Genomic DNA, 22,289 nt, shown 5'->3' with positions numbered 1-22,289 from the left:
CATGGCCACGACCGTCGCGAAGCTGTTGCGGGACGGCGCCGCCCGTCACGGTGACCACCCCGCGGTCGTCGACGGCGCCACCAGCATCGGCTACCGCGAACTGGAGGCGACCGCGCACCGGGTCGGCCGGGCGCTGCTCGCGCTGGGCGTGGAGCCGGGAGACCGGGTGGCGGTCTGGAGCCCGAACCGCTGGGAGTACGTCGCGGCGCTCCTGGGAGCGCAGTGCATCGGCGCCTCCCTCGTGCCGCTGAACACCCGCTACAAGGGGCATGAGGCGCACGAGGTGCTGGCCCGTTCCCGAGCCGGCGCCCTGGTGGTGGCGCGCGGCTTCCTCGGCATCGATCATCTCCGGATGCTGGCCGACGCCGGCGCCGAGATCGCACCGGATTCGCCCGCCGCCTGGCCCGGTCTGCCCGCTCTCGCCCTGGTCGTCGATCTCGTGGGGACGCAGACCGACGACCTCGGCGGCCGGGTGCTGAGGTGGGAGGAGTTCCTGGCCGCTGCCGATGCCTTTGACGAGCATGCATTCCGCTCCGCTGTCGAGGCGGTCACGCCCGAGACCGTCTGCGACATCCTGTTCACCTCAGGTACCACCGGCGCCCCGAAGGGCGTGATGAGCACCCACGCCCAGACCGTCGGTGCCGCGGTCGCCTGGGCCGACGGCGCCGGGCTGACGGCGGCTGACCGGTACGCCGTGGTCAACCCGTTCTTCCACTCCTTCGGCTACAAGGCCGGAGTCCTGGCGTCCCTGAGCGCCGGTGCCACGGTGCTCCCGGTGGACGTCTTCGACGCGGTCTTGCTGATGGAGCTGGTGCAGGATCAGCGGGTCACCGTGCTGCCGGGGCCGCCGACCCTGTTCCTCGGTCTGCTGGGCGAACCCCGGCGCACCGACTTCGACCTGTCCTCACTGCGCTTCGCCACCTGCGGGGCGACGGCCGTCGCCGAGTCTCTCTTCGAGGACATGGTGCACCTGCTGGGCTTCGACGAGGTGAAGCAGGCCTACGGTCTCACCGAGTGCGTGCTGGTGACGATGTCGGGCGACGGGGAACCTCTCGAGCACGTCCGCGGCACGACCGGGCCGCCGGTGCCGGGGATCGAGGTCCGGCTCGGCGACGGCGACGAGATCCTGGTGCGCGGGCCGCTGGTCATGCTCGGCTACTTCGAGGATCCGGAGGGGAACGCCCGGGCGGTCGACGGGGACGGCTGGCTGCACACCGGTGACGTCGGCCGGCTGGACGAGCACGGCTGCGTCACGATCGTGGACCGGATCAAGGACATCGTCATCGTGGGTGGTTTCAACGTCTCGCCGGTCGAGGTGGAGAACGTGCTGGCCCGCCACCCGGCGGTTGCCGAGTCCGCCGTCGTCGGTGTGCCGGACGAGCGGATGGGTGCGGTCTGTCACGCCCATGTCGTGCTGCGCCCGGGGTGGCGCGCCGAGCCGGAGGCGCTGGCGGACTGGCTGCGCGAGCGACTGGCCAACTACAAGGTTCCGCGCCGGGTGAGGCTGGTGCAGCAGCTGCCGCGCAACGCGGCGGGCAAGGTGCTCAAGGCGATGCTGCGCTGACCCGCACCACGCGGCAGGAGCCGGGCATCCTGGGATGCCCGGCTCCGTGGTCGTCGTCCGTGCTCAGCTGAGCCGCTCGATCACCAGCGCCATGCCCTGTCCACCGGCCGCGCACATGGTGACGAGACCGAGGTGAGCGTCGCGCTCCACGAGTCCGTTGATGAGGGTGGTGGTGAGCCGGGCTCCGGTGGAGCCGAACGGGTGGCCCAGCGCGATCGCGCCGCCGTTCACGTTCACGACGTCCTCGTCCAGGCCGAGTTCGTCGATGCAGGGAAGGACCTGGGCGGCGAACGCCTCGTTCATCTCGACCAGGTCGAGGTCGGCGACCGACAGGCCGGCGTTGGCCAGGGCCCGGCGCGACGACTCGACCGGGCCCAGGCCCATCACCTCGGGACTGAGTGCGGAGACTCCGGTGGAGACGATCCGGGCCAGCGGCGTGATACCGAGGTCGGCGGCGTGGGTGTCGGCCATCACCACTAGGGCGGCCGCGCCGTCGTTGAGCGGGCAGCAGTTGGCGGCGGTCACGGTCCCGTCAGGGCGGAAGACGGGAGTCAGGGACGAGACCTTCTCCAGGGTGACGCCGGAGCGCGGTCCGTCGTCGGTGGCGACCACGGTGCCGCCGGGCAACGTGACCGGGGTGATGTCGCGCTCGAAGAATCCACGGGCGACGGCCGCCTCGGCCCGGTTCTGGCTGCGGACCCCCCACTCGTCCTGACGGGCACGGCTGACGTCGAACGCGGCGGCGACGTTCTCGGCCGTCTCGCCCATCGCGATGTACGGGTCGGGCAGCAGGCCGGAACGCCGGGGATCGGTCCAGCCCGAGCCGTCCGCGGCTCGCTCGGCGGTCCGTGCCATGGCGTCGGCGTAACGGGGGTTCTTGGTGTCCTCCATGCCGTCGGACTTGCCGCGGCCGTAGCGGGAGACGCACTCGATGCCGGCGGAGACGAAGGCCCGGCCCTCACCGGCCTTGATCGCGTGGAAGGCCATCCGGGTGGTCTGCACCGACGAGGCGCAGTAGCGGTGGACCGTGGTGCCGGGGACGTCGTCGAGGCCGAGGCCGAGGCCGACGAGGCGAGCCAAGTTGTAGGCCTGCTCACCGGCCGGTTGGGCGCAGCCCAGCATCAGGTCGTCGAGGGTGTGCGGGTCCAGCTCGGGTACCTGCGCCAGGGCGGCCCCGACGATCTGGACGCCCAGGTCGTCCGGCCGTATCCCGGCGAGTGAGCCCTTGTGGGCGCGGCCGATCGGGCTGCGAGCGGCGGCGACGATGACGGCTCCGGTCACGGGTTCTCTCCTGCGGTTCGGGGGAGAGCAGCCAGCCGGCTCTCCATCAGGAAGGCGGGCCACTCGCCGCCGCCGTCGACGTCCAGGACGGCCCCGGAGACATGGCCGGCGAGCGGGGAGGCGAGCAACAGGCAGACGCCGCCGACGTCGCCAGGGGTCGCAAACCGTCCACGGGGGATCGTCGCGGTGATCCGGGCGCGAGACTCGTCGTCGCCGAAGTGGTCATCACTGCCGGCGGAATCGACGTGTCCGCAGCGCAGGGCGTTGACCCGGACCCGGGGGGCCCACTCGGCGGCCAGCGACGCCGTCAGCGCGTCCAGGCCGGCCTTCGCGGCGCCGTACACGGCCGAGCCCGGGCTCGGCCGCGCACCCGACATGGAGGTGATCGAGAGGACCACCGACCCGTCGCGGAGCGCGTCCCGGGCCGCGTGGGTGACCAGGATCGCGGACGTGAGGTTCAGCTCCAGCACTTTCGTGAGCAGCCGCACCGAGGAGTCGGAGAAGTCGACCAGCGGGGCTCCGCCGGCGTTGTTGACGAGTACGTCGATCCCGCCGTGGCGCGCGACGATCCCGTCGACCCAGGCCTGCACCTGTGCCGGGTCGCGCACGTCGAGGGCGGTGAAGCCCGCCTTCCGGTTGCCGACGTGGGGGAGCAGCGCGGGCACGCCGCGTCCGCAGGTCTCGACGACGGCGCCGCGGTCCAGGAAGGTCTCGACGATCCCGCGGCCGATGCCGCGGCTGCCTCCGGTGACCACGACCACCCGGCCGCACATGTCCAGCAGGTCGGTCATGCCGCGCGGCCGGTGAACCTCAGGAAGTTCCCCGCGGCCAGGCCGGCCAGCTCGTCGTCGGACAGCGGGAGCTTCTTCAGCACGTCCACGGATTTCCACACTTGCGTGAACCGCGGATCCACGTGGTCGGGAGCGGCAACGTGGCCGGGGCGAGTGTTCAGCAGGTCGGAGAAGACGTAGTTGGTGCCGAACATCGCGCGCCCGATGCCCAGATCACGCAGGTGGGCGACCATGTCCTCGGGCGTCCAGGTGCCGTCGTACACCTCGTTCAGGCGCAGCGACGTGTCGGTGTAGACCCGCTCGTAGCGCCGGGCCAGCTCCAGCACCTCCAGGTCGAGCGGCCCGCGCAGCGCCTTGTCATGGCCGAAGTGGGCGAAGCAGATCTTCAGGTCCGGGTACGCAGCCAGCGCCTCCGTGAAGCCCGCCGGGCGGACGTTCGGGTTGTGCCCGCCGGTCTCGGTCACGATCGGGACGTCATGGGCCACGCAGTACTCGTAGAGCGGGAAGTACGCCGGGTCGCCGCCCGGCGCCCCGATGTCACCGGGACTGAGTTTGACGCCCAGGGCGCCCTGCGCACGCTGGGCCGCCGCCTCCTCCGCCGCTCCCTCGGGCCCCATCACCAGCGGGTTGACGCCGGCGAAGTAGCTGAACCGCTCGTTCGCGGCGGTGACCCGCGCTGCCCACGTGTTGTTGTCGTGGGCGCGCCGCGCCGCGCGGGCCTTCAGCTCGGTGTCGGCCGCGGCGCGCTCGGCGGGGTCGTCGGGGAGAAGGTACTGCCCGTGCCGGTGGTAGCGCCCGGTCCAGGTCAGCATCAACGCGTTGCACGAGGAGATGCTGCAGGCGTCCATCATCTCCTCGAACTCCGCCAGGGTGCCGAGGTTGCTCGCCCCGGGCTTCACCAGCGGAGCGGTGAGGAAGTAGTCGCGCATCTCCCGGCCGTGCTCCGGCGAGCGGTATAGGTGGCAGTGCATGTCGATGATCGTCAGCTCGGTCACCGGACGTACTCCTTGATCGCGTCGGGGACAGTGCCGCCGCCGAACGCCGGCCGGGCCGTGGTGTGCAGGATGCCGCCGTCTGAGACGACCGAGTTGCCGGTCATGTAGGACGACAGTTCGGAGGCCAGGAAGAGCGCCACGCCGGCGGTCTGTGCGGGCGCGCCGAGGTCGCCCAGCGGGGTGACAGCGGCGGACCGGGCGAAGAACTCGCGTACCGACGCCGGGGCGTCGGGGTTGTTCATGTGGGCGCGCGTCCCGACGGTCCAATGGGTGCCGGGGACCAGACAGTTGACCCGGACGCCGTACGGCGCGAGCTCGATCGCGGCGGTCTTGGTGAGGTGGATGACGCCGGCGTTCGCGGCACCGTAGGGCGCGATGTTGGGCGCCGCCGCGATCCCGCTGGTCGATCCGACGTTGACCACGGAGCCGCCCCGGCCGCTGCGGATCATGGCGATCGCCTCGGCCTGGACCGACAGGAAGGTGGAGTCCAGGTTGAGGGCGAGCGGACGCCGCCACTCGTCGAGACTCATGTCGAGCAGTGACCTGTTCACCCCGGCGGTGCCGCCGGCGACGTTCACCGCCACCGAGAGCTCCCCCAGCCCCTCGCAGGTTTCGGCGACCATCCGCGCCGGCGCGGTCGGGTCGGTGACGTCGGCCTGCACGGCCAGCGCCCGGCGGCCCAGCTCGCGGACCTCCTCGGCAGTGCGGGCGGCGTCGTCGCCGTTGATGTCGACGACCGCGACGTCGCACCCGGCCGTCGCCAGCTGCAACGCGGTGGCCCGCGCGATGCCGTTGCCGGCACCCGTGACCAACGCGACCCGGCCGCGGAGGCTGAGCAGGCCGAGGACGCCCGCGTCGCCGCTCACCGGGCCGCTCCCAGCGGCACCGGCGGGGCGGCGTTGAACACCAGGTGGTCGGGGAGGATCGAGCCGGCGTCGATGTCGGCGGGCTGCCAGCCCGCGAGCAGCGCCGAGCCGTCGAGGGTGCGCACGGGGCGGTCGAACTCCTTGATCAGGCCCAGCGAGAAGGCGACCCGGCCGGTGACGTCGCGGGGGTCCGCGGTGCACAGCAGCAGGTTGGCCTCCGCCATCGTCTCCTCGGGCTCCGAGGGCCAGCGCGGGACGGCGCGCTTCGCGTTCTCGGTGGCAACGCCCCGGTTGGGGGCCAGGGTGTTGACGGCGATGTTGTCGTCGTACAGCTCCATGGCGGCGCCGGTGCTGAGCCGGTCGATGGCGGCCTTGGTCGATCCGTACAGCACCGAGCCGAGCAGCGGATGCGGGGCGTACGGCGGCCCGACCCGCGGGCCGGCGAGACGGGAGGACAGGTTGACGATCCAGCCGGCGCCGCGGGCCCGCATACTCGGCACGACGGCCTTCATCAGGTCCCAGGTGTTCCAGACGTTGGTCTCGACCGAGTCGTGGAACATGGTCCGGTCGATGTCCAGGAACGAGGCGCCGTGGTGGCGGGCGGCGGCGGCGTTGTTGACCAGGATGTCGATGCGCTCGCCGAAGGCGTCCTCGATCTTCGAGAGCAGCGCGGCCCGGTCCAGCTCGGGCCGGCCGAGGTCGGCGACGAAGTGCCGGGCGGTGCCGCCCTCGGCGGCGATGATCTGGACGGTCTCCTGCAGCGAGCCGGCGAGCGAACCGTCGCCGGGGTGCAGGGTCCGTGAGACCGCGGCGACGGCGATACCTTCGGAGGCGAGACGGCGGGCCATGGCGCGGCCGAGGCCACGGCTGGCCCCGGTGACGACGGCGAGATGGGTCATGCGGGTGCTCCGATCGGGCTGACGTCGGCCAGCAGGTCGCCGAGCTCCGTCTCGACGGCCCCCGCGGATCCGAGGGTGAAGGCGAGTTGGCGCCCCCACAGGAAGTAGCGGTGGATGGGGTAGTCGAGATCGGCGCCGATGCCGCCGTGCAGGTGCTGGGTGGCGTGCACTGCGCGCAGCCCGCCGGTCGCCGTCCACCACTTCGCCACCAGCGAGGCGACCCGGGCCTCGGCCTCCTCGCCCCGGGCGAGATGCCAGGCCGCCTTGTACGCGGTGAGCCGGATCCGTTCGGTGTCGAGATGAGCGTCCGCGGCGCGCAGGGCGACGGCCTGGTTCGTGGAGAGCGGCCGGCCGAACTGGATCCGCTGGGAGGTGTACGCCGCGGTGATCGCGACCGCCTCCGTCCCGACCCCCACTGCCAGCGCGGCCAGTGCGATTCGGGCCCGGGTGCGGGTGCGGTCGACGATGGCGTCGCCGTCGCCGTCGAGGAGATCGTCCCGGCCGACCCGGAGGCCGCTGAGGTCCACCGAGCCCGCGGAGTTCTTGTCGGTGGCGTCGATCGGCCGGACGGTCAGCCGGTCGGTCGCGACGACGGCGACCCGAGCGCCGTCACCGGTGCCGAACGGCACCACGACGGCCCCGGAGATCGGGGCGGCGACGACGCAGTCGAGGCGACCGGTGAGGATCCAGCCGTCGCCGTCGGAGGTGCCGGCGATCGGGAGCGTGCCGTCGGCCGCGGTCTCGAAGTGGCCGGTGACCAACCGCGAGCCGTCCAGAACTCCCGGCAGCCACCGGGCGCGCTGGGTGTCAGTGCCGTGCTCGGCGATCGGCTCGGCAGCGCAGGTGATGACCGCCCACAGCGGGACCGGTGCCACCTTGCGCCCCTGTTGCTCCAACAGCACCAGCAGTGCGCGGGGACCGAGGCCGGCGCCGCCGTGCTCCTCGGCCAGCGTGAGCCCGATCAGACCCGCGCCGGCCAAGATGCGCCACAGCTCGGCGTCGAAGCCGCCGTGCGCCGCCTCCACCGTGCGGACGTGGACGGGCTCGCACCGGTCCGCGAAGATCTTGGCGGCGAGATCGGCGAGCTCACGCAGGTCGGGATCCAGGTGGAAGTCCATCAGCGCGCCTCCTGCGAACTCTGTTCGGGGCGGCGCCGGGCCGCCAGGGTCATGCCGAGTGACTTGGCGGCGACGAGTTCTCGCATCACCTCGTTCGTCCCGCCACCGAAGGTGTTGTTCTGCGAGCGGCGGGCCAGCGCCTCGACCCGGCCGCCCAGCACGGCGCCTGGGGAGCCGGGGCGCACCAGGCCGGCCGCGCCGAGCACCTCCTGGAGCAGGCCGTAGGCCTGGACGACGGTCTCGGTGCCCACCACCTTCGCGGCGCCGGAGTCACCGCCGGTGAGGGTGTTGGCGGCGATGTCGGCGACCAGCCGCAGGTTGAACAGGTCGCCGGCGCTCAGCAGGGCGTAAACCTGCGCCAGCCGCGCCCGCACCCACGGGACGTCGTACACCGTTCCCGTGCCCAGCGGGGTCTCCCGCGCCCAGGCGAGAGTCGCGTCGAACAGTTCGTTGGCGATCCCCCCGCGGGCGGCCAGGGCGACGCGCTCGTGGTTGAGCTGGGCGGTGATGATCGACCAGCCGGCGTGCAACTCGCCCACCAAGTTGGTCAGCGGGACCCGGACGTCCTCGTAGTAGGTCGCCGACGTCGAGTGCCCGCCGACGGTCTCGATCGGGGTGACCGAGAAGCCCGGGGACGTGGTGGGCACCATCACGATCGAGATTCCCCGATGCCGCGGAGCGTCGGGGTCGGTCCGCACGGCGAGCCAGATCCAGTCCGCGAACATGCCGCCGGAGGTGAAGATCTTGCTGCCGTTGATGACCAGGTCGTCGCCCTCGACGACCGCTCGGGTCCGCAGGGACGCCAGGTCGGTGCCGGCGTCGGGCTCCGTGTAGCCGATGGCGAAGTTCAGCTCGCCGGCGAGGATCTTCGGCAGGAAGTATGCCTTTTGCTCCTCGGTCCCGTACGCCATCAGGGACGGCGCTACCGTGTTCAGCGTGACCAGCGACAGTGGGGCGTCGGCCCGGATCGCCTCGTCGTAGAAGACGAAGAGGCCCTCGGGGTCCTCGCCGCGGCCGCCGTACTCCTCGGGCCAGCCCAGGCCGAGCCACCCGTCCTGGCCCATCTGACGCAGCAGCCGGTCGAAGGTCGGGCCGCCCTCGTTCTGATGGCTAAGTTCGGCCCGGTCGGCGTCGCTGATGAGCTCGGCGAAGTAGGCGCGCAGGTCGCGGCGCAGTTTCTTGGAGGCGGGAGAGAGATCTGGATACATCCCTACGTCCTTCCTGCGGCGTTGACGCCGCTGATGCGACCGAACAGGGACCCGTCACCGAGCGACAGGCCGCTGCAGTAACCGTGTGCGGCGATTCCGGAGGTGGTGCGTCCGGCGGCGTACAGGCCAGGGACGGGCGTGCCGTCGGTGGCGAGCACCTCGCCGCCCGGCAGCGTGTCGAGGCCGCCGAGGGTGAAGATGGGGTGGGGAAACGCCGCCGGACCCAGGTCGAAGGCGGCCAGTGGTCCGGTCAGGGGGCGCAGCCACTCGGCCGCCTTGCCGAACAGGGGGTCCCGGCCGGCGGCGGCGTGCTCGTTGTAGTGGGCCAAGGTGCTGGTGAGCGAGCCGGCCGGCAGCCCCGCGTCGGCCTCCAGCTCCTCGGCGGTCTCAGCCGCCCAGGCGATCGGCAGCGGCCACCGGGCCGGGTCGAGGGACTCTTCGTCGAGGATCAGCAGCACCCGGTCGCGATGCATGGCGGCCTGGCCGACCCGGCCCATGTAGGTGTCCTCGTTGATGAAGCGGCGGCCGGTCTGGTCGACGAGCATCCCGGTGACGTTGCCGCGGGTCAGATTGAAGGGCAGGGCCCACTCCAGGGCGTCCATGTGCTTGGTGCGCGCGCCCAGCGCGGTGGCCATCGCGATGCCGGTGCCGTCGTCGCCGTCCGTCCCGACCCGGTGCGGGGTCCGCAGCCCTGCCGGTGCGTGCCGGGCCAGCATCTCGTCGGAGAAGGCGAACCCACCGGCGGTGAGAACCACCCCGCGGCGGGCGCGGACCGCGTGGGTCTCCCCGTAGCGGCGCACCAGCACTCCCACGACGGAGCCGTCCACGTCCACCACGAGCTGCTGGGCGCGAGTGTCGTAGGACGCCCGGGTCCCGGCCTTCGTCGCCGCCGCGACCAGTGCCGCCATCAGGTGGGCGCCCCCCGGCCGGCCACCCTGCGTGACATGGGCCCGGGGAGCGGGCCGGACCTGGTCCGCGAACGGCGCGGCGTTCTCGCCGCCGGTGTGCATCAGTCCCTCACCACGGCCCGCCGACGGACCGACGTTGCCCGGGAAGACGGCGCCGAGGAACCGCACTCCGCGGGCGACCAGCCAGTCGTGGTGCTCGCGGCTGCGCGCGACGTACAGGTCGATCTTCGCCTCGTCGACGCCCGGTCCGCATGCCAACCGGAGGAAGGCCGCCATCGCCTCGGGGGTGTCCTCGACGCCGGCGGCGACCTGGGTGGCCGTGCCGCCGCCGAGATAGACCATGCCGTCCGAGAGGGCGGCGGCGCCACCGGCGCCACCAGCGCGCTCCACGACCAGGACGTCCGCGCCGGTCGCCGCGGCCTCGTATGCCGCCGAGGCGCCCGCCACGCCGAAGCCGGCCACGACGACGTCGGCCTCGTCGTGCCAGGTCTGCACCGAGGTCGCGGGCACCGGAGCGACCGGGGCGGCGGCGCCCATCACCGGTCTCCGCTGAGCACCAGGGCGCTGTGCGGCACCGGCGAACCGCCGGTCACCAGCACGTTGCCGATGCTCTTGGCCGGCTGGTTCACCGAGGTGCCGCGGACCAGCCGGACGCCCTCGGCGATGCCGTTGACGCCGTGGATGTAGGCCTCGCCGAGCTGGCCTCCGTGCGTGTTGACGGGCAGCCGGCCGTCGATCTCCAGCGCGCCTGAGGCGATCAGATCCTTCGCCTCGCCGCGGCCGCAGAAGCCGTACTCCTCCAGCTGCAGCAGCAGCATCGGCGTGAACGCGTCGTAGAGGATCGCGGCGTCGATCTCCTCCGGCCCCAGCCCGGCCTGACTCCAGAGCTGCTGCGCGACCAGCTCGACCTCGGGCATCGCGTCGATGTCGTCGCGGTAGTAGGAACTCATCGAGATCTGCTGCGGACCGACGCCCTGGGCGGCGGCACTGATGAGGACCGGCTCGTGCGGCAGGTCACGGGCGCGCTCGGCGCTGACGACGACGAGCGCTTGGCCGCCGTCAGACTCCTGGCAGCAGTCCAGCAGCCGCATCGGGTCGGCGATCATCGGCGAGTTCTGGTGGTCCTCCAGGGTGATCGGGCGCCCGTGGAACCAGGCCTTCGGGTTGGTCGCGGCGTACTTTCGCGACAGCACCGAGACCGCGCCGAAGTCGGCGCTGGTGGCGCCGTACTTGTGCATGTAGCGGCGGGCCAGGAACGCCTCCTGCGCGGCCGGGGTCAGCAGGCCGTACGGGTTGATCCAGTTGCGGTACTCCTGGTCGGTGTTGTGCACGTAGGCGAACGACGGCGGGCCCTGGCCGAAGCGGTGACCGGAGCGCTCGTTGAAGGCGCGGTAGACGACCACGACGTCGGCGACCCCGGTCGCCACCGCCAGCGCCGCCTGCTGCACCGGGGCGCACGCCCCGCCACCACCGTGCGGGATCCGGCTGAAGAACCTGATCTCGGGGATCCCGAGGGCCCGGGCGACGGCGATCTCCGGGTTGGTCTCCATCGTGAACAGCGCGAACCCGTCGACCTCCTCGACGCCGATCTGCGCGTCCTTCAGGGCGGCCAGCACCGACTCGCAGGCCAGGCGCCACTCGCTGCGCCCGGAGTCCTTCGAGAACTCGGTGGCACCGATCCCCGCGATCGCGGCCTGGCGGGAGAACCCGCCGATCGTCCGGCTGCTCATCGAGCGGCCTCCCGCAGTGTGGCGGTGGCGGTCACGTGCACGCCGAGAGAGTTGCTGCCGGTGACCTTGACGGTGGTGACGGCGCCCTCGACCGCGGTGACCTCGGCGCTCATCGTCATGGTGTCGCCGGCGAAGTTCGGTACGCCGAGGCGCAGGCTCACCGAGGTCAGCCGGGCGCTCGGGCCGGCCCAGTCGGTGAGGTACCTGTCGATCAACCCGTTGGTGGTGTTGATCGACATGAAGACGTCGCGGGTGCCGCGGGCCTGGGCGGCGCCCGGGTCGTGATGGACGTCCTCGAAGTCCTGGGAGGCGATGGCCCCGGCCACGATCAGTGTGCGGTCCAGGTCGACGACCAGGTCCGGAAGGGTCGAGCCGACGGCGTGCGCGGGGATTGTCATGCCCCCACCTCCTCGGACGGAAGTCGCAGCCGGGGCAGCGTCTCGCCGTGCGGGTGCTCCCCGAAGACGACCTCGACCGGCATGTCGATGCAAAGCTCGGAGGCGTCCACACCGTCGAAGTCGGCCACGATGCGGGTGCCCTCGGCGAGGTCGACCAGGCCGACCACCAGCGGGTAGCGGAAACCGGGGTCCTGCGGCTTGTGGACGACCGTCCACGAGTGCAGCGTGCCGCGGCCTCCGGACTCGAGCGTGTCCCACTCGAACGACCGGCAGCTCGGGCACACCGGGCCGGGCGGGTGCCGCAGCGTCCCGCAGGCGCAGCGCTGGATCAGCAACCTGCCCTCGCGGGCCCCGGCGAACCAGAACTCGTTGTCCTGGGTGACGATCAGCGGCGGCACCGAGGTCGGTCGTGGTGTCGCGGTGGTGGGCTCCGGCATCAGCTTTCCCGGGTGGAGTCGGTGGCGGGACGGAAGCGCAGGAGGCGGAAATCCTCCTCCACGACCGTCCGCTCAACCTGGTCGACGTAGCGCTTGTGCAGGGTGATGAACCAGCCCTCGCCGAGGCCTGTGGTCTTCGGTCCGACGATGTCGGCGATCGTGAAGTGGCAGGTGATGCGGTCGCCCGGCCGGACCTCGTGCAGGTAGCGCTGGTCCATGTTGGTGGCCACCACCGAGGTGAACCCCGCATCGTCGAGCACCTTCAGCAGGCGGGAGTAGGCGAACTCCTCGGCCCGGCCCGCGACGCGCGCGGCCTGCACCGTTCGCCAGCGGCGATAGCCGTTCATCACCCAGGTCGAGATCATCGCGGGTGGCATGACGACGCCCTCGCGTCCGGTGGCCCGGGCGGCCTCGCCGTCGACGTACACGGGGTTGTGGTCGTCGTGAGCCTCGACCCAGTTGCGGATCATCGCCTCACTGACCGCGTACCGCGACACCCGTGAGGGCTCGGCCTCGGCACCGACGAACTGTCTGAGCTCCTCGAGCTGCACCTGCACGGCTCTCGTCTCCTCCGGGCACTGACGACTGGAGCGCCCTGGTGCCGGAGTGTCATCCGCCGTGCGGCCGCGATCCCCGGCGCTCCCGGTCAGTGGAACGTGCCCGGTGCCGCCCTCCGAGCGACCACACGATGTGCGCTGCGGCCAGCGACGAGAGGGCGAACAAGCCGGTGGACCTGACCTACACCCGCGAGGACGAGAGATTCCGCGAGGAAGTGCGCGCCTGGCTGGCCGACCACCTGGCTGGAGAGTTCGCCGGGCTGCGGGGCACGGGCGGGTCGGGCCGGGAGCACGAGGCCTTCGAGGAGCGCCGCGCCTGGAACCAGCACCTCGCGGTGGCGGGCTGGACCTGCCTGGGCTGGCCGGTCGAGCACGGGGGCCGCGGCCTCAGTCTGTTCCAGCAAGTGATCTTCCACGAGGAGTACGCCAGGGCGGACGCTCCCGGCCGGGTCAACCACCTCGGGGAGGAGCTGCTCGGGCCCACCCTGATCGCCCTGGGCACACCGGGGCAGCGGGCACGGTTCCTGCCCGGCATCCGCGATGTCACCGAGCTGTGGTGCCAGGGCTACTCCGAACCCGGCGCCGGTTCCGACCTGGCCGGCGTGCGCACCCGGGCACGCCTCGACGGGGACCGGTGGGTGATCGACGGCCAGAAGGTGTGGACGTCGCTCGCCCACCAATCCGACTGGTGCTTCGTGGTGGCGCGCACCGTGGCCGGCAGCGAACGGCACAGCGGCCTGTCGTACCTGCTGGTCCCGCTGGACCAGCCCGGCGTGGAGGTGCGCCCGATCCGCCAGCTCACCGGCACTTCGGAGTTCAACGAGGTGTTCTTCGACGGCGCGGTCACCGACGCCTCCCTGGTCGTCGGCGAGCCCGGGCAGGGCTGGCGGGTGGCGATGGCCACCCTCGGGTTCGAGCGCGGCGTGTCCACCGTCGGCCAGCAGGTCGGCTTCGCGCGCGAGCTCGACGCCGTGGTCGAGACAGCCAGGCGCACCGGGGCGTACGACGATCCGGTCGTCGCCGACCGGATCGCCCGGGCCCGGCTCACCCTGGAGGTGATGCGGGTGCACGCGCTGCGCACGCTGAGCGCCTACGACGCGGGCTCGCAAGGTCCAGAGGCCTCGGTCTCGAAACTGCTGTGGGGACGCTGGCACCGCGACCTGGGGGAGCTGGCGATGGAGGTCCGCGCTGCGGGGGCGCTCACGGTGGCGCCGGCGTACGGGCTCGACCGCGACCAGAGCACCTTCCTGTTCAGCCGGGCCGACACCATCTACGGCGGCTCGGACGAGATCCAGCGCAACATCCTCGCCGAGCGCGTGCTCGGCCTTCCGCGAGAGGCGAAGCAGTGACTGAGCGGCAGCAGCGGCCGGCGACACCGGCGTACGTCCCCGGCCACGGCCTGCTGGCCGACAAGGTGGTCGTGGTGACCGCGGCGGCCGGAGCCGGCATCGGGGCGGCCGTGGTCCGCCGAGTCCTGGAGGAGGGCGCTCGCGCCGTCGTCCTCGGCGACACCCATGAGCGGCGCCTCGGCGAGGCCGTCGAGGCGCTGGGAGCCGAGTTCGGTGCCGACCGGGTGGTCGGCCAGGTCTGCGATGTGACGGTCGAGGAACAGGTCGGTGCCCTCCTCGCCGGCGCGGAGCCGTACGGAGGCGTCGACGTGCTGGTGAACAACGCGGGCCTCGGCGGCACGGACTCAGTCCTCGACGTGAGCGACGAGCAGTGGCACCGGGTGATCGACGTCAGCCTGACCGGCACGATGCGGTGCGTGCGGGCCGCCGGACGCCTGATGCGCGACCGCGGCCGCGGTGGCGTCGTCGTCAACAACGCCTCGGTCGTCGGCTGGCGCGCTCAGCAGGGTCAGGCGCACTACGCCGCGGCGAAGGCCGGGGTGATGGCGCTGACCCGTTGCGCCGCGCTCGATCTGGCGCCGTACGGCGTCCGGGTCAACGCGGTCTCGCCCAGCCTCGCGATGCACGCCTTCCTCGCGAAGGTGACCACCGACGAACTGCTCGCGGAGCTGACCGGTCGCGAGGCGTTCGGCCGCGCGGCGGAGCCGTGGGAGGTCGCGAACGTGATGGTCTTCCTGGGTTCGGACTACTCCTCCTACATGACCGGCGAAGTCGTCTCGGTCTCCAGCCAGCACCCGTGAGAGGACACCCATGAGCGAGGCCTACGTCGTCGGAGCCGTCCGCAGCCCGTTGGGACGCCGGGGCGGCTCGCTGTCCGGGATGCACTCGGCGGATCTGGCAGGACACGTGATCGCGGAGCTCGTCTCCCGGACCGGGGTCGATCCCGGCGCTGTCGACGACGTGATCCTCGGGTGCAACGACACCATCGGTTCGCAGGCCGGCGACATCGCCCGGACCGCCTGGCTGGTGGCGGGGCTGCCCGACCACGTCCCCGGCGTCACCATCGACCGGCAGTGCGGCTCCTCGCAACAGGCGGTCCACTTCGCGGCCCAGGCCGTGATGTCCGGGACCCAGGACCTGGTGGTCGCCGGTGGCGTGCAGAACATGTCCGCCATTCCCATCTCCACCTCCATGGTGGTGGGCGAGCAGTTCGGCTTCACCACACCGTTCGCCGAGTCGCCGGGCTGGCAGCGTCGCTACGGCGACCAGGAGATCTCCCAGTTCCGGGCCGCCGAGATGATCGCCGAGAAGTGGGGGATCGACCGCGACGACATGGAGCGGTTCGCGCTGCGCAGCCACCGGCGAGCGGTACTGGCCGCCGACGAGGGACGCTTCGACCGGGAGATCGTCGCCGTCGGCGACTTCGCCGCGGACGAGAGCCCGCGGCGCGACACGTCCCTGGAGCGGATGGCGGGCCTGCAGACCTTGCGGCCCGGCGGCCGGATCACCGCAGCGGTCTCCTCCTCCATCAGCGACGCCGCCTCGGCCGTGCTGGTCGCCTCCGCGCGGGCGGTCGAGCAGTATGGACTGTCCGCGCGCGCCCGGGTGCACCACCTGAGCGTGCTGGCGGACGACCCGGTGTGGATGCTAACCGGGCCCATCCCGGCCACCCGCCGTGCCCTGCAGCGCTCCGGCATGGGCCTGGACGACATCGACCTGTTCGAGATCAACGAGGCCTTCGCGCCCGTGGTGCTCGCCTGGCAGACGGAGCTGGGCGTCGACCCGGAGAAGATGAACGTCAACGGCGGTGCGATCGCGCTGGGGCACCCGATCGGTGCCACCGGCACGCGGCTGATGACCACGTTGCTGCACGAGCTCGAGCGCACCGGCGGCCGCTACGGCCTGCAGGTGATGTGCGAGGGTGGCGGCCAGGCCAACGTCACGATCCTCGAGCGGCTGTGACGCCGGCGTTCTCGAAGAGCGGGAGCCGCACCGGGGCCGGCGCAGGTGAGCACCGACGCCGGCTCCGCCGCAGGGCTCTCTGTCAGACGGTGATGGCGATCCCCTGGATCTCCCGCATCCTGGCCGCCGCCTGCGCGATGATCCGGTCGACCAGCTGCTCGCACGAGGGCAGGTCGTCGATGACGCCCACCACCTGGCCGGAGGCCAGCATCCCCGCCCGGAGATCGCCCTCGACCAGCCCGGCGCGCAGCAGCATCGGGGTGTTGGCGGCCTGCACCATCTGTCCCCAGGTCCGTCCGCTGTCGGCCTTCATCGTCCTGCCCTCGCGCAGCAGCTGGACCCAGCCGATGCCGGACAGCCGCTTGAACTGGGCGGTGCGCCGGACGGTGCGGGCCAGCCGGACCGCGGCGTTCTGCGACTCGAGACCGTTCACGAACTCGGTGCGCAGCAGGCGGTGCGGCATGCCGTCGGCCTTCGCCGTCACCACGGTGCCGTTGGTTCCGTAGGTCAGGTAGTGCTTCTTCACCGGCCGGGGGACCGCGCTGTCGGAGGTCAGCAGGAACCGGGTGCCCATGCCGATGCCGACCGCGCCGTACGAGAACGCCGCCACCAGGCCGCGACCGTCGAAGAAGCCGCCGGCCGCCACGACGGGGATATCCACCGCGTCGATCACCGACGGCAGCAGCAGCGTGGTCGGTGTGGCGCCGGTGTGCCCGCCGCCCTCGCCGCCCTGCACCATGACGATGTCGGCACCCCAGGCGGCTACCTTCTCCGCGTGGCGCGGTGCGCCGACGGACGGCATCACCACCAGGCCGGCATCCTTGAGCTTCTTGATCAGCGCCTCCTTGGGCGCCAGCGCGAACGAGGCGACCTTCACGCCTCGGCGGACCAGCAGGTCGACCCGCTTCGCGGCGTCCTCGGCGTCGGCTCGCAGGTTGACGCCGAACGGCGCCTCGGTGCGCGATCGGACCTCGTCGATCGCCTGCTCAAGCTCGTCGTAGCTCATCGTCGCGGAGGCCAGCAGGCCCAGCGCCCCGGCGTTGGCGGTGGCCGCGACCAGGCGTGGACCGGCCACCCAGCCCATGCCGGTCTGGACGATCGGGTGCCGGACGCCGGTCAGCTCGGTCAGCGCGGTGCGGAAGGTCGTCGAGGTGACCAAGGGTCAGTCCCCCTTCTTCTGCGGGCCGGACTTGTCGGTGCCGGCGAAGTCGTCGCGCAGCTCGTCGGCCACGCCCATCAGGTTGAGCTCGAAGGTGAAGCCCTGCTCGAAGCGGTAGCTCTTGTTGACGTCGACGGGATCGATGCCGTTGAGCGCGGCCTTGGCGGCCCGGATGACCCGCGTGTCCTTGCCGGCGATCACGGCCGCGATCTCGAGAGCGGCGGCGTCGAGCTCGTCGGGAGCGACGACCCGGTAGACCGACCCGTGCTGCACCAGCTCCGCTGCGGGGATCCGGCCCGCGGTGAAGTACAGGGTGCGCATCAGGTGCTGCGGGACCAGCCGCGCCATGTGGGTGGCCGCGCCGAGAGCGCCCTGGTTGACCTCGGGGACGCTGAAGTACGCCCGGTCGGACGCGACGACTATGTCGCAGTTGCCGACGAGACCGACACCGCCTCCGATGCAGTGGCCGTCGACGGCTGCGATGACGGGGACGGCGCACTCGTAGATGGCCTTGAAGGCGGCGTAGCACCCGCGGTTCGCGCCGAGGATGGCGTCGAATCCGCTGGTCGTCTGCATCTCCTTGATGTCGACGCCGGCATTGAAGCCGCGGCCCTCGGCGCGCAGCACCACGACGCGGACCGCCGGGTCCGCTCCGGCGGCGTCCATCGCGGTGGCGACGCCGAACCAGTCGTCGACCGTCAGGGCGTTGACCGGCGGGGCGGACATGGTGACGACGGCGACGTGCCCGTCGACCACCTCGGTGGAGACGCTCATGACGATCCTTTTCACATGCGCGGTCAGCGGGGCGAGCGTCGGCGGACGAATATTGACCTAGGGCACGCACCAGCTCCCACTGAATGGTGTCGGCGCAGCCTAGGAACGGGCCCCGCGGTCTCATGTCGGCACAACCGCTGAGTGGGAGTCAGGAGAGCCGAGTGAGCAGGATCCTCGAGGGCCGCGTGGCCGTGGTGACCGGAGCCGGCCGAGGCCTGGGACGGGAGCACGCCCTGGAACTGGCCCGGCAGGGGGCGCGGGTCGTCGTCAACGACTACGGCGTGAGCCTGGCGGGCGAGGGCAGCGGAGACACCCCTGCCGAGGAGGTCGCGGCGCTGATCCGTGCCCAGGGCGGCGAAGCGGTGGCGAATGCCGCGGACGTGGCGGACTTCGAGCAGGCCGCTGCGATGGTGCGGCAGGCGATCGACACTTTCGGCGGTCTCGACGTGCTGGTCAACAACGCCGGGTTCGTGCGCGACCGGATGCTGGTGAACACCACCGAGGAGGAGTGGGACACCGTCATCCGGGTGCATCTCAAGGGTCACTTCGCCCCGCTGCGGCACGCTGCGCGTTACTGGCGCGCCGAGGCCAAGGCAGGTCGCGCCCGCGCCGCCCGGGTCGTCAACACCTCCTCCGGCGCCGGACTCCAGGGCTCGGTCGGGCAGGCGACCTACTCCGCCGCCAAGGCCGGCATCGCCGCCCTGACCCTCGTCGCGGCGGAGGAGCTGCGCGGCTACGGCGTCACGGTCAACGCCCTCGCCCCGTCGGCGCGCACGCGGATGACCGAGGGGGCCTTCGCGGCGAAGATGGCGGTCCCGGCCGGGGGGTTCGACGCGATGGACCCGGCCAACGTCTCGCCGGTCGTGGCCTGGCTGGCCAGCGAGGAAGCGGCCGACGTGACCGGCCGGGTGCTCGAGGTCGAGGGGGGCCGGATCTGCCTGGAGGACGGCTGGCGGCACGCGGCCGTCGCGAGCCGGGACACGCGCTGGCCGGCCGCCGAGGTCGGTGCCGCGGTGCGTGACCTGATCGCCCGCACCGAGGCGCCCGAGCTGGTCTACGGAGCCCGGTGACAGCCGGGAACGCCGGCGACTGGGCCGGTCGCGAGCTGGGCACCCGCACGGTCAGCTGGACCGAGCGCGACGTCGCGCTGTACGCGCTGGCGGTCGGTGCCCGCGCCGACCAGCTCGACCTGGTCTTCGAGCGTGATCTGCGGGTGCTGCCCACCTTCGGGCTGACCCTCGCGCAATGGGCGCCGGATCTGCTGGGCGGGGCCGGCGCGTTCGAGGTCGGCCGCGCGGTGCACGGCTCGCAGACCCTCGAGGTGCACCGGCCGTTGCCGACGGCGGGTGAGTTGGAGCTGACGGCGCGGGTGGCGCGGGTCTGGGACAAGACCACGGCGGCGGTCTTCGAGGTCGAGGTCACCAGCAAGGCGTTCACGGCGACCTGGGGCGTCTTCGCTCCGGGGGCCGGCGGCTTCGGCGGCGAGCGTGGGCCGGCCCGGGCGGCCGGTCCCGCGGCCGGCCCGGTGGCCCGGACCTCGATGCGGACCGCGGAGAACCAGGCCGTCCTCTACCGGTTGCTCGGCGACCGGCACCTCATCCACGTCGATCCCGAGGCAGCGGCGGGCATCGGCCAGCCGCGCCCGATCCTGCACGGCCTGGCCACCCTGGCCACCTCGGTGCTGGCCGCCGCCCGCGCTGTCGAGGCCCACCCCGCCGACCTCCGCCGGCTCGAGGGCCGGTTCGCTTCGGTGGTCTTCCCCGGGGACGAACTCGAGCTGGAGATCTGGGAGGACGGCCGGTTCACCTGCACCGGGCCGCAGGGAGTCGCGGTCGGCGGCGGCCTGGTCCGCTTCGGCTGATCGCCCTCAGTCGGCGCAGTGGACCGTGCGGCCGGCCACGACGGTGAGCCGCACGGGGTTGTCCGGGACCCTCGCCAAGGCGTCGTCCAGTGCGGTGCGGAGCAGGACCAGGTCGGCCGGTGCGCCGGGCTCGACCCGCCGCACGGGACCGCCCGGCAGCTCCGGCGGGGTGAGGTAGCCCCGCAGCGCCTCGGCCGGTGAGACCCGCTCGTGGGCCCCGACGACCCGGCCCGACCGGGTTCGACGGGTCGCCGCGGCCGCGACGACCTGCCACGGGCTCAGCGGCCCGTGTGGGGCGTCCGAGGCCCCGCAGACCGGGACGCCGGCCGCGGCGAGGCCGGCCCAGGGCCACAGCCACTGCCGCTCTGCGCCGTCGAGATCGCGCAGGTAATCGTCGCCGCGGACGGTGAGGAACGCCGGCTGGGTGACCACGCGGACACCGGCCTGCCGCAGCCGGGGAAGCAGTGCGGGTGGCACCACGCTGGCGTGCTCGATCCTGTCGCGCGGCAGCGAGCCGGCGTCGGCGAGCGCGGCCAGCGTCAGCACCAGGGCGTCGGCACCGAGGCAGTGGACGGCTACCGGCCGACCCGTCAGGTGGTGGGCGGCGACCGCCGCGGCCAGAGTCTCGACGGCGGGGAGATCGTGGTCGCGTAGGTGGATCTTGGCCGGTCCGGCCGCCAGCGTCAGTGGCAGGTCGCAGCCGTCCGCCGCGCCGAGCAGCAGCACGCGCTGCGGCAGGCGGCCGGTGCGACGGGCCTCGTCCAGCAGGGCCACCGTCTCCACGGGCAGGTCCGGGGTCGCGTCGGTGACCCCCGTGAGACCGAGCGCCGCCAGCTCGATGCCCAGAGCGGCGAGGTCGGGGGAGACACGGCCGAGTCGCGCACCGAGCTCCGCGTCGAAGCGCCGGAGCCGTCCCGTGGGCCGGCCGCCCGGCTCCCACTCCACGTCGGCGGAGCGGGGCAGGTCGCCGACCAGGTCGAGGCCGGCGCTGTTGAGCACCCACAGGGCGCCTGTATGGTCGCGCACCCGGACCGGCGTCGCCGCCCGCTCCGGGCCCAGCAGGTCATCGAGGACGTCCCGGGTGAGCCGGCCGGCCCGCCCCTCGTGGTGCCCCACCGCGCGCAGCCAGCCGGCACGCGGGGCAGCCGTCCGCAACCGGTCACCGAGCTCGTCGATCGTGCCCATGTCCGAGCAGTCGAGGGAGCCGGCCAAGGCGGCGGTCGCGAGCAGGTGGAGGTGGTGGTCGTGCAGCCCGGGGAGCAGGGCGGCCCCGCCGGCGTCGAACTCCTGCGCTCCCGTCAGCGGGGCCCGCGGCGCGACCGCGAGCACGTGGCCGTCGTGCACCGCGACGTCGACCCGCGGCCCGGCTGCGGCCAGGCGGTCGGGCCGGAGGTCCGGCAGCGTGACGCCGCGCAGAACCAGGTCGACGGTGTCAGCGGATCTCATCGACGAGACCCCAGGTCAAGGCGGTGTCGGCGTCGACGTACGCGTCGGTGAGTGCCATCCAGGCGGTCCGCCACCGGCCGATCCGCCGCGGCAGGGTGACCGTGCCGCCCGCGCCGGGCACCAGACCCAGGCCCAGTTCGGGGAGCCGGAAGCGGGTCTGCGGATCGGCGACGACCCGAGCGGCGGCGGCCGGCACCTCGATGCCGGCCCCAATGCAGAACCCGTGCAGCTCGAAGCGCAGGCCGGTGCCGAGCCGGTCGCGCAGCGCCGTGACGGCCAGCGCCCCGGAACGGGCGATCCGGATCCGGTGGGCGCTCACCACGTCCGGCGCGGTGCCGAACTCGTCGAGGTCGCCGCCGCTGCAGAACGACGGCCCGGAGCCGCGGACTACCACCTCGGTGACGGCCTCGTCCAGCCGCGCGAGGTCCAGACCGGACAGGAAGCCGTCCCGCACCTGCCGGCCCCAGGCGTTGTGACGTTCGGGGCGGTTCAGGGTGATGTCGAGCCGTCGTCCCCGTCGGGACAGGAGCACCGGCTCATCGGCCTCCTCGGGCGGTGCGGCCGGCGTGCTGTCGCGCCAGCGCCGGAACTCCGGCCCGGCCAACAGCATCGAGTACGCCAGGGACTCGAGCAGGACCCCGTCCGCGACGTCATGCTGCGTGCCCGCCTGGAGCAGCTCCGCCAGCACCCGGACCGCGCCCGGGGCCCGGGCCGCGGTGTCCAGCACGCGCGGCAGGTCGGCGGGGGAGCCGGCGCACCACGGGGCAGGGCCGTCGGCCAGCGTCACCACCAGCTGCTTGAGCACCGGACCGGCGATCGGAGGCAACGGTCTCGCCGACAGACCGACCAGAGCGGCACCCGGCGTCCCCGCTCGGCGCCGGTGGCGCAGCTCGGCCGCGAACCGGTCGACCGCGACGGCGTCGTGCCAGTCCACCGCACAGGAGTCGAGGTCCAGCACCTGCAGCGGGTCGACGTCGGGCACCGGA

The 22,289-nt window shown here is 72.7% G+C and carries 22 protein-coding genes; 6 read left to right on the top strand and 16 right to left on the bottom strand.

All coding sequences use genetic code 11. The annotated features are described in order from the left end of the window. Position 1: 1 nt before the first annotated feature. Positions 2–1,564 carry an AMP-binding protein gene (locus ACZ6TI_RS35240; RefSeq protein ID WP_465349549.1) on the top strand — a complete coding sequence of 521 codons (1,563 nt, stop codon included), beginning with the start codon at positions 2–4 and terminating at the stop codon, positions 1,562–1,564. A 63-nt stretch (positions 1,565–1,627) separates the two neighbouring features. Here the strand turns inward: ACZ6TI_RS35240 and ACZ6TI_RS35235 are convergent, their stop codons facing one another. Genes ACZ6TI_RS35235 through ACZ6TI_RS35180 form a run of 12 tightly spaced genes read right to left on the bottom strand, consistent with a single transcriptional unit; the run spans position 1,628 to position 12,752 of the window. After that, a complete protein-coding gene (locus ACZ6TI_RS35235; RefSeq protein ID WP_465349548.1) occupies positions 1,628–2,845 on the bottom strand; it encodes an acetyl-CoA C-acetyltransferase in 1,218 nt (405 codons plus the stop codon). Then, positions 2,842–3,636: an SDR family oxidoreductase gene (locus ACZ6TI_RS35230; protein WP_465349547.1), complete on the bottom strand. Its 795-nt coding sequence runs from the start codon at positions 3,634–3,636 to the stop codon at positions 2,842–2,844. The genes ACZ6TI_RS35235 and ACZ6TI_RS35230 overlap by 4 nt, the downstream gene beginning before the upstream one ends. Further along, positions 3,633–4,631: an amidohydrolase family protein gene (locus ACZ6TI_RS35225; RefSeq protein ID WP_465349546.1), complete on the bottom strand. Its 999-nt coding sequence runs from the start codon at positions 4,629–4,631 to the stop codon at positions 3,633–3,635. Before ACZ6TI_RS35225 ends, ACZ6TI_RS35230 begins: the two co-directional genes overlap by 4 nt. Continuing rightward, complete coding sequence (locus ACZ6TI_RS35220; RefSeq protein WP_465349545.1) at positions 4,628–5,497, bottom strand: SDR family NAD(P)-dependent oxidoreductase; 870 nt, start codon at positions 5,495–5,497, stop codon at positions 4,628–4,630. The genes ACZ6TI_RS35225 and ACZ6TI_RS35220 overlap by 4 nt, the downstream gene beginning before the upstream one ends. Further along, positions 5,494–6,396 (bottom strand): SDR family NAD(P)-dependent oxidoreductase, encoded by a 903-nt coding sequence (locus ACZ6TI_RS35215; RefSeq protein WP_465349544.1) that lies wholly within the window; start codon positions 6,394–6,396, stop codon positions 5,494–5,496. Before ACZ6TI_RS35215 ends, ACZ6TI_RS35220 begins: the two co-directional genes overlap by 4 nt. After that, on the bottom strand, positions 6,393–7,514 hold the full coding sequence (locus ACZ6TI_RS35210) for an acyl-CoA dehydrogenase family protein (RefSeq protein ID WP_465349543.1): 1,122 nt from the start codon (positions 7,512–7,514) through the stop codon (positions 6,393–6,395). The genes ACZ6TI_RS35215 and ACZ6TI_RS35210 overlap by 4 nt, the downstream gene beginning before the upstream one ends. Further along, positions 7,514–8,722, bottom strand: a complete 1,209-nt coding sequence (locus tag ACZ6TI_RS35205; RefSeq protein WP_465349542.1) for an acyl-CoA dehydrogenase family protein — start codon at positions 8,720–8,722, stop codon at positions 7,514–7,516. Before ACZ6TI_RS35205 ends, ACZ6TI_RS35210 begins: the two co-directional genes overlap by 1 nt. Before the next feature lie 2 nt (positions 8,723–8,724). Then, entirely contained in the window at positions 8,725–10,167 is a 1,443-nt protein-coding gene (locus tag ACZ6TI_RS35200) for an FAD-dependent oxidoreductase (protein WP_465349541.1), read from the bottom strand. After that, positions 10,167–11,360: a lipid-transfer protein gene (locus tag ACZ6TI_RS35195; RefSeq protein ID WP_465349540.1), complete on the bottom strand. Its 1,194-nt coding sequence runs from the start codon at positions 11,358–11,360 to the stop codon at positions 10,167–10,169. Before ACZ6TI_RS35195 ends, ACZ6TI_RS35200 begins: the two co-directional genes overlap by 1 nt. Next, a complete protein-coding gene (locus tag ACZ6TI_RS35190; protein WP_465349539.1) occupies positions 11,357–11,758 on the bottom strand; it encodes a hotdog family protein in 402 nt (133 codons plus the stop codon). Before ACZ6TI_RS35190 ends, ACZ6TI_RS35195 begins: the two co-directional genes overlap by 4 nt. Next, positions 11,755–12,195: a Zn-ribbon domain-containing OB-fold protein gene (locus ACZ6TI_RS35185; protein ID WP_465349538.1), complete on the bottom strand. Its 441-nt coding sequence runs from the start codon at positions 12,193–12,195 to the stop codon at positions 11,755–11,757. Before ACZ6TI_RS35185 ends, ACZ6TI_RS35190 begins: the two co-directional genes overlap by 4 nt. Continuing rightward, on the bottom strand, positions 12,195–12,752 hold the full coding sequence (locus tag ACZ6TI_RS35180; RefSeq protein WP_465349537.1) for an FAS1-like dehydratase domain-containing protein: 558 nt from the start codon (positions 12,750–12,752) through the stop codon (positions 12,195–12,197). Before ACZ6TI_RS35180 ends, ACZ6TI_RS35185 begins: the two co-directional genes overlap by 1 nt. A gap of 131 nt (positions 12,753–12,883) precedes the next feature. Between ACZ6TI_RS35180 and ACZ6TI_RS35175 the strand changes: the two genes are divergently transcribed. Genes ACZ6TI_RS35175 through ACZ6TI_RS35165 form a run of 3 tightly spaced genes read left to right on the top strand, consistent with a single transcriptional unit; the run spans position 12,884 to position 16,063 of the window. Further along, positions 12,884–14,101, top strand: a complete 1,218-nt coding sequence (locus ACZ6TI_RS35175) for an acyl-CoA dehydrogenase family protein (protein ID WP_465349536.1) — start codon at positions 12,884–12,886, stop codon at positions 14,099–14,101. After that, positions 14,098–14,901, top strand: coding sequence for an SDR family oxidoreductase (locus ACZ6TI_RS35170; RefSeq protein WP_465349535.1), 804 nt, complete (start codon positions 14,098–14,100; stop codon positions 14,899–14,901). Before ACZ6TI_RS35175 ends, ACZ6TI_RS35170 begins: the two co-directional genes overlap by 4 nt. A gap of 10 nt (positions 14,902–14,911) precedes the next feature. After that, a complete protein-coding gene (locus tag ACZ6TI_RS35165; protein ID WP_465349534.1) occupies positions 14,912–16,063 on the top strand; it encodes an acetyl-CoA C-acetyltransferase in 1,152 nt (383 codons plus the stop codon). Between the two features lie 82 nt (positions 16,064–16,145). On the opposite strand, the gene ACZ6TI_RS35160 is transcribed toward ACZ6TI_RS35165, so the two are convergent. Beyond that, entirely contained in the window at positions 16,146–17,222 is a 1,077-nt protein-coding gene (locus ACZ6TI_RS35160; protein WP_465349533.1) for an NAD(P)H-dependent flavin oxidoreductase, read from the bottom strand. 3 nt (positions 17,223–17,225) lie between these two features. Next, positions 17,226–17,996, bottom strand: a complete 771-nt coding sequence (locus tag ACZ6TI_RS35155) for an enoyl-CoA hydratase family protein (RefSeq protein ID WP_465349532.1) — start codon at positions 17,994–17,996, stop codon at positions 17,226–17,228. Between the two features lie 161 nt (positions 17,997–18,157). Between ACZ6TI_RS35155 and ACZ6TI_RS35150 the strand changes: the two genes are divergently transcribed. After that, on the top strand, positions 18,158–19,066 hold the full coding sequence (locus tag ACZ6TI_RS35150; RefSeq protein WP_465349531.1) for an SDR family oxidoreductase: 909 nt from the start codon (positions 18,158–18,160) through the stop codon (positions 19,064–19,066). Next, positions 19,063–19,857 carry a MaoC/PaaZ C-terminal domain-containing protein gene (locus ACZ6TI_RS35145; protein ID WP_465349530.1) on the top strand — a complete coding sequence of 265 codons (795 nt, stop codon included), beginning with the start codon at positions 19,063–19,065 and terminating at the stop codon, positions 19,855–19,857. The genes ACZ6TI_RS35150 and ACZ6TI_RS35145 overlap by 4 nt, the downstream gene beginning before the upstream one ends. A gap of 6 nt (positions 19,858–19,863) precedes the next feature. On the opposite strand, the gene ACZ6TI_RS35140 is transcribed toward ACZ6TI_RS35145, so the two are convergent. Beyond that, complete coding sequence (locus tag ACZ6TI_RS35140) at positions 19,864–21,303, bottom strand: amidohydrolase family protein (protein ID WP_465349529.1); 1,440 nt, start codon at positions 21,301–21,303, stop codon at positions 19,864–19,866. After that, positions 21,290–22,285 carry an enoyl-CoA hydratase/isomerase family protein gene (locus ACZ6TI_RS35135; protein ID WP_465349528.1) on the bottom strand — a complete coding sequence of 332 codons (996 nt, stop codon included), beginning with the start codon at positions 22,283–22,285 and terminating at the stop codon, positions 21,290–21,292. Before ACZ6TI_RS35135 ends, ACZ6TI_RS35140 begins: the two co-directional genes overlap by 14 nt. Between the last annotated feature and the right edge of the window lie 4 nt (positions 22,286–22,289).

The sequence above is a fragment of the Actinoplanes sp. NPDC051388 genome (assembly GCF_055586225.1).
Note: the sequence above shows the minus strand (reverse complement) of the source record. Positions and strands in the feature narration are given on the sequence as shown.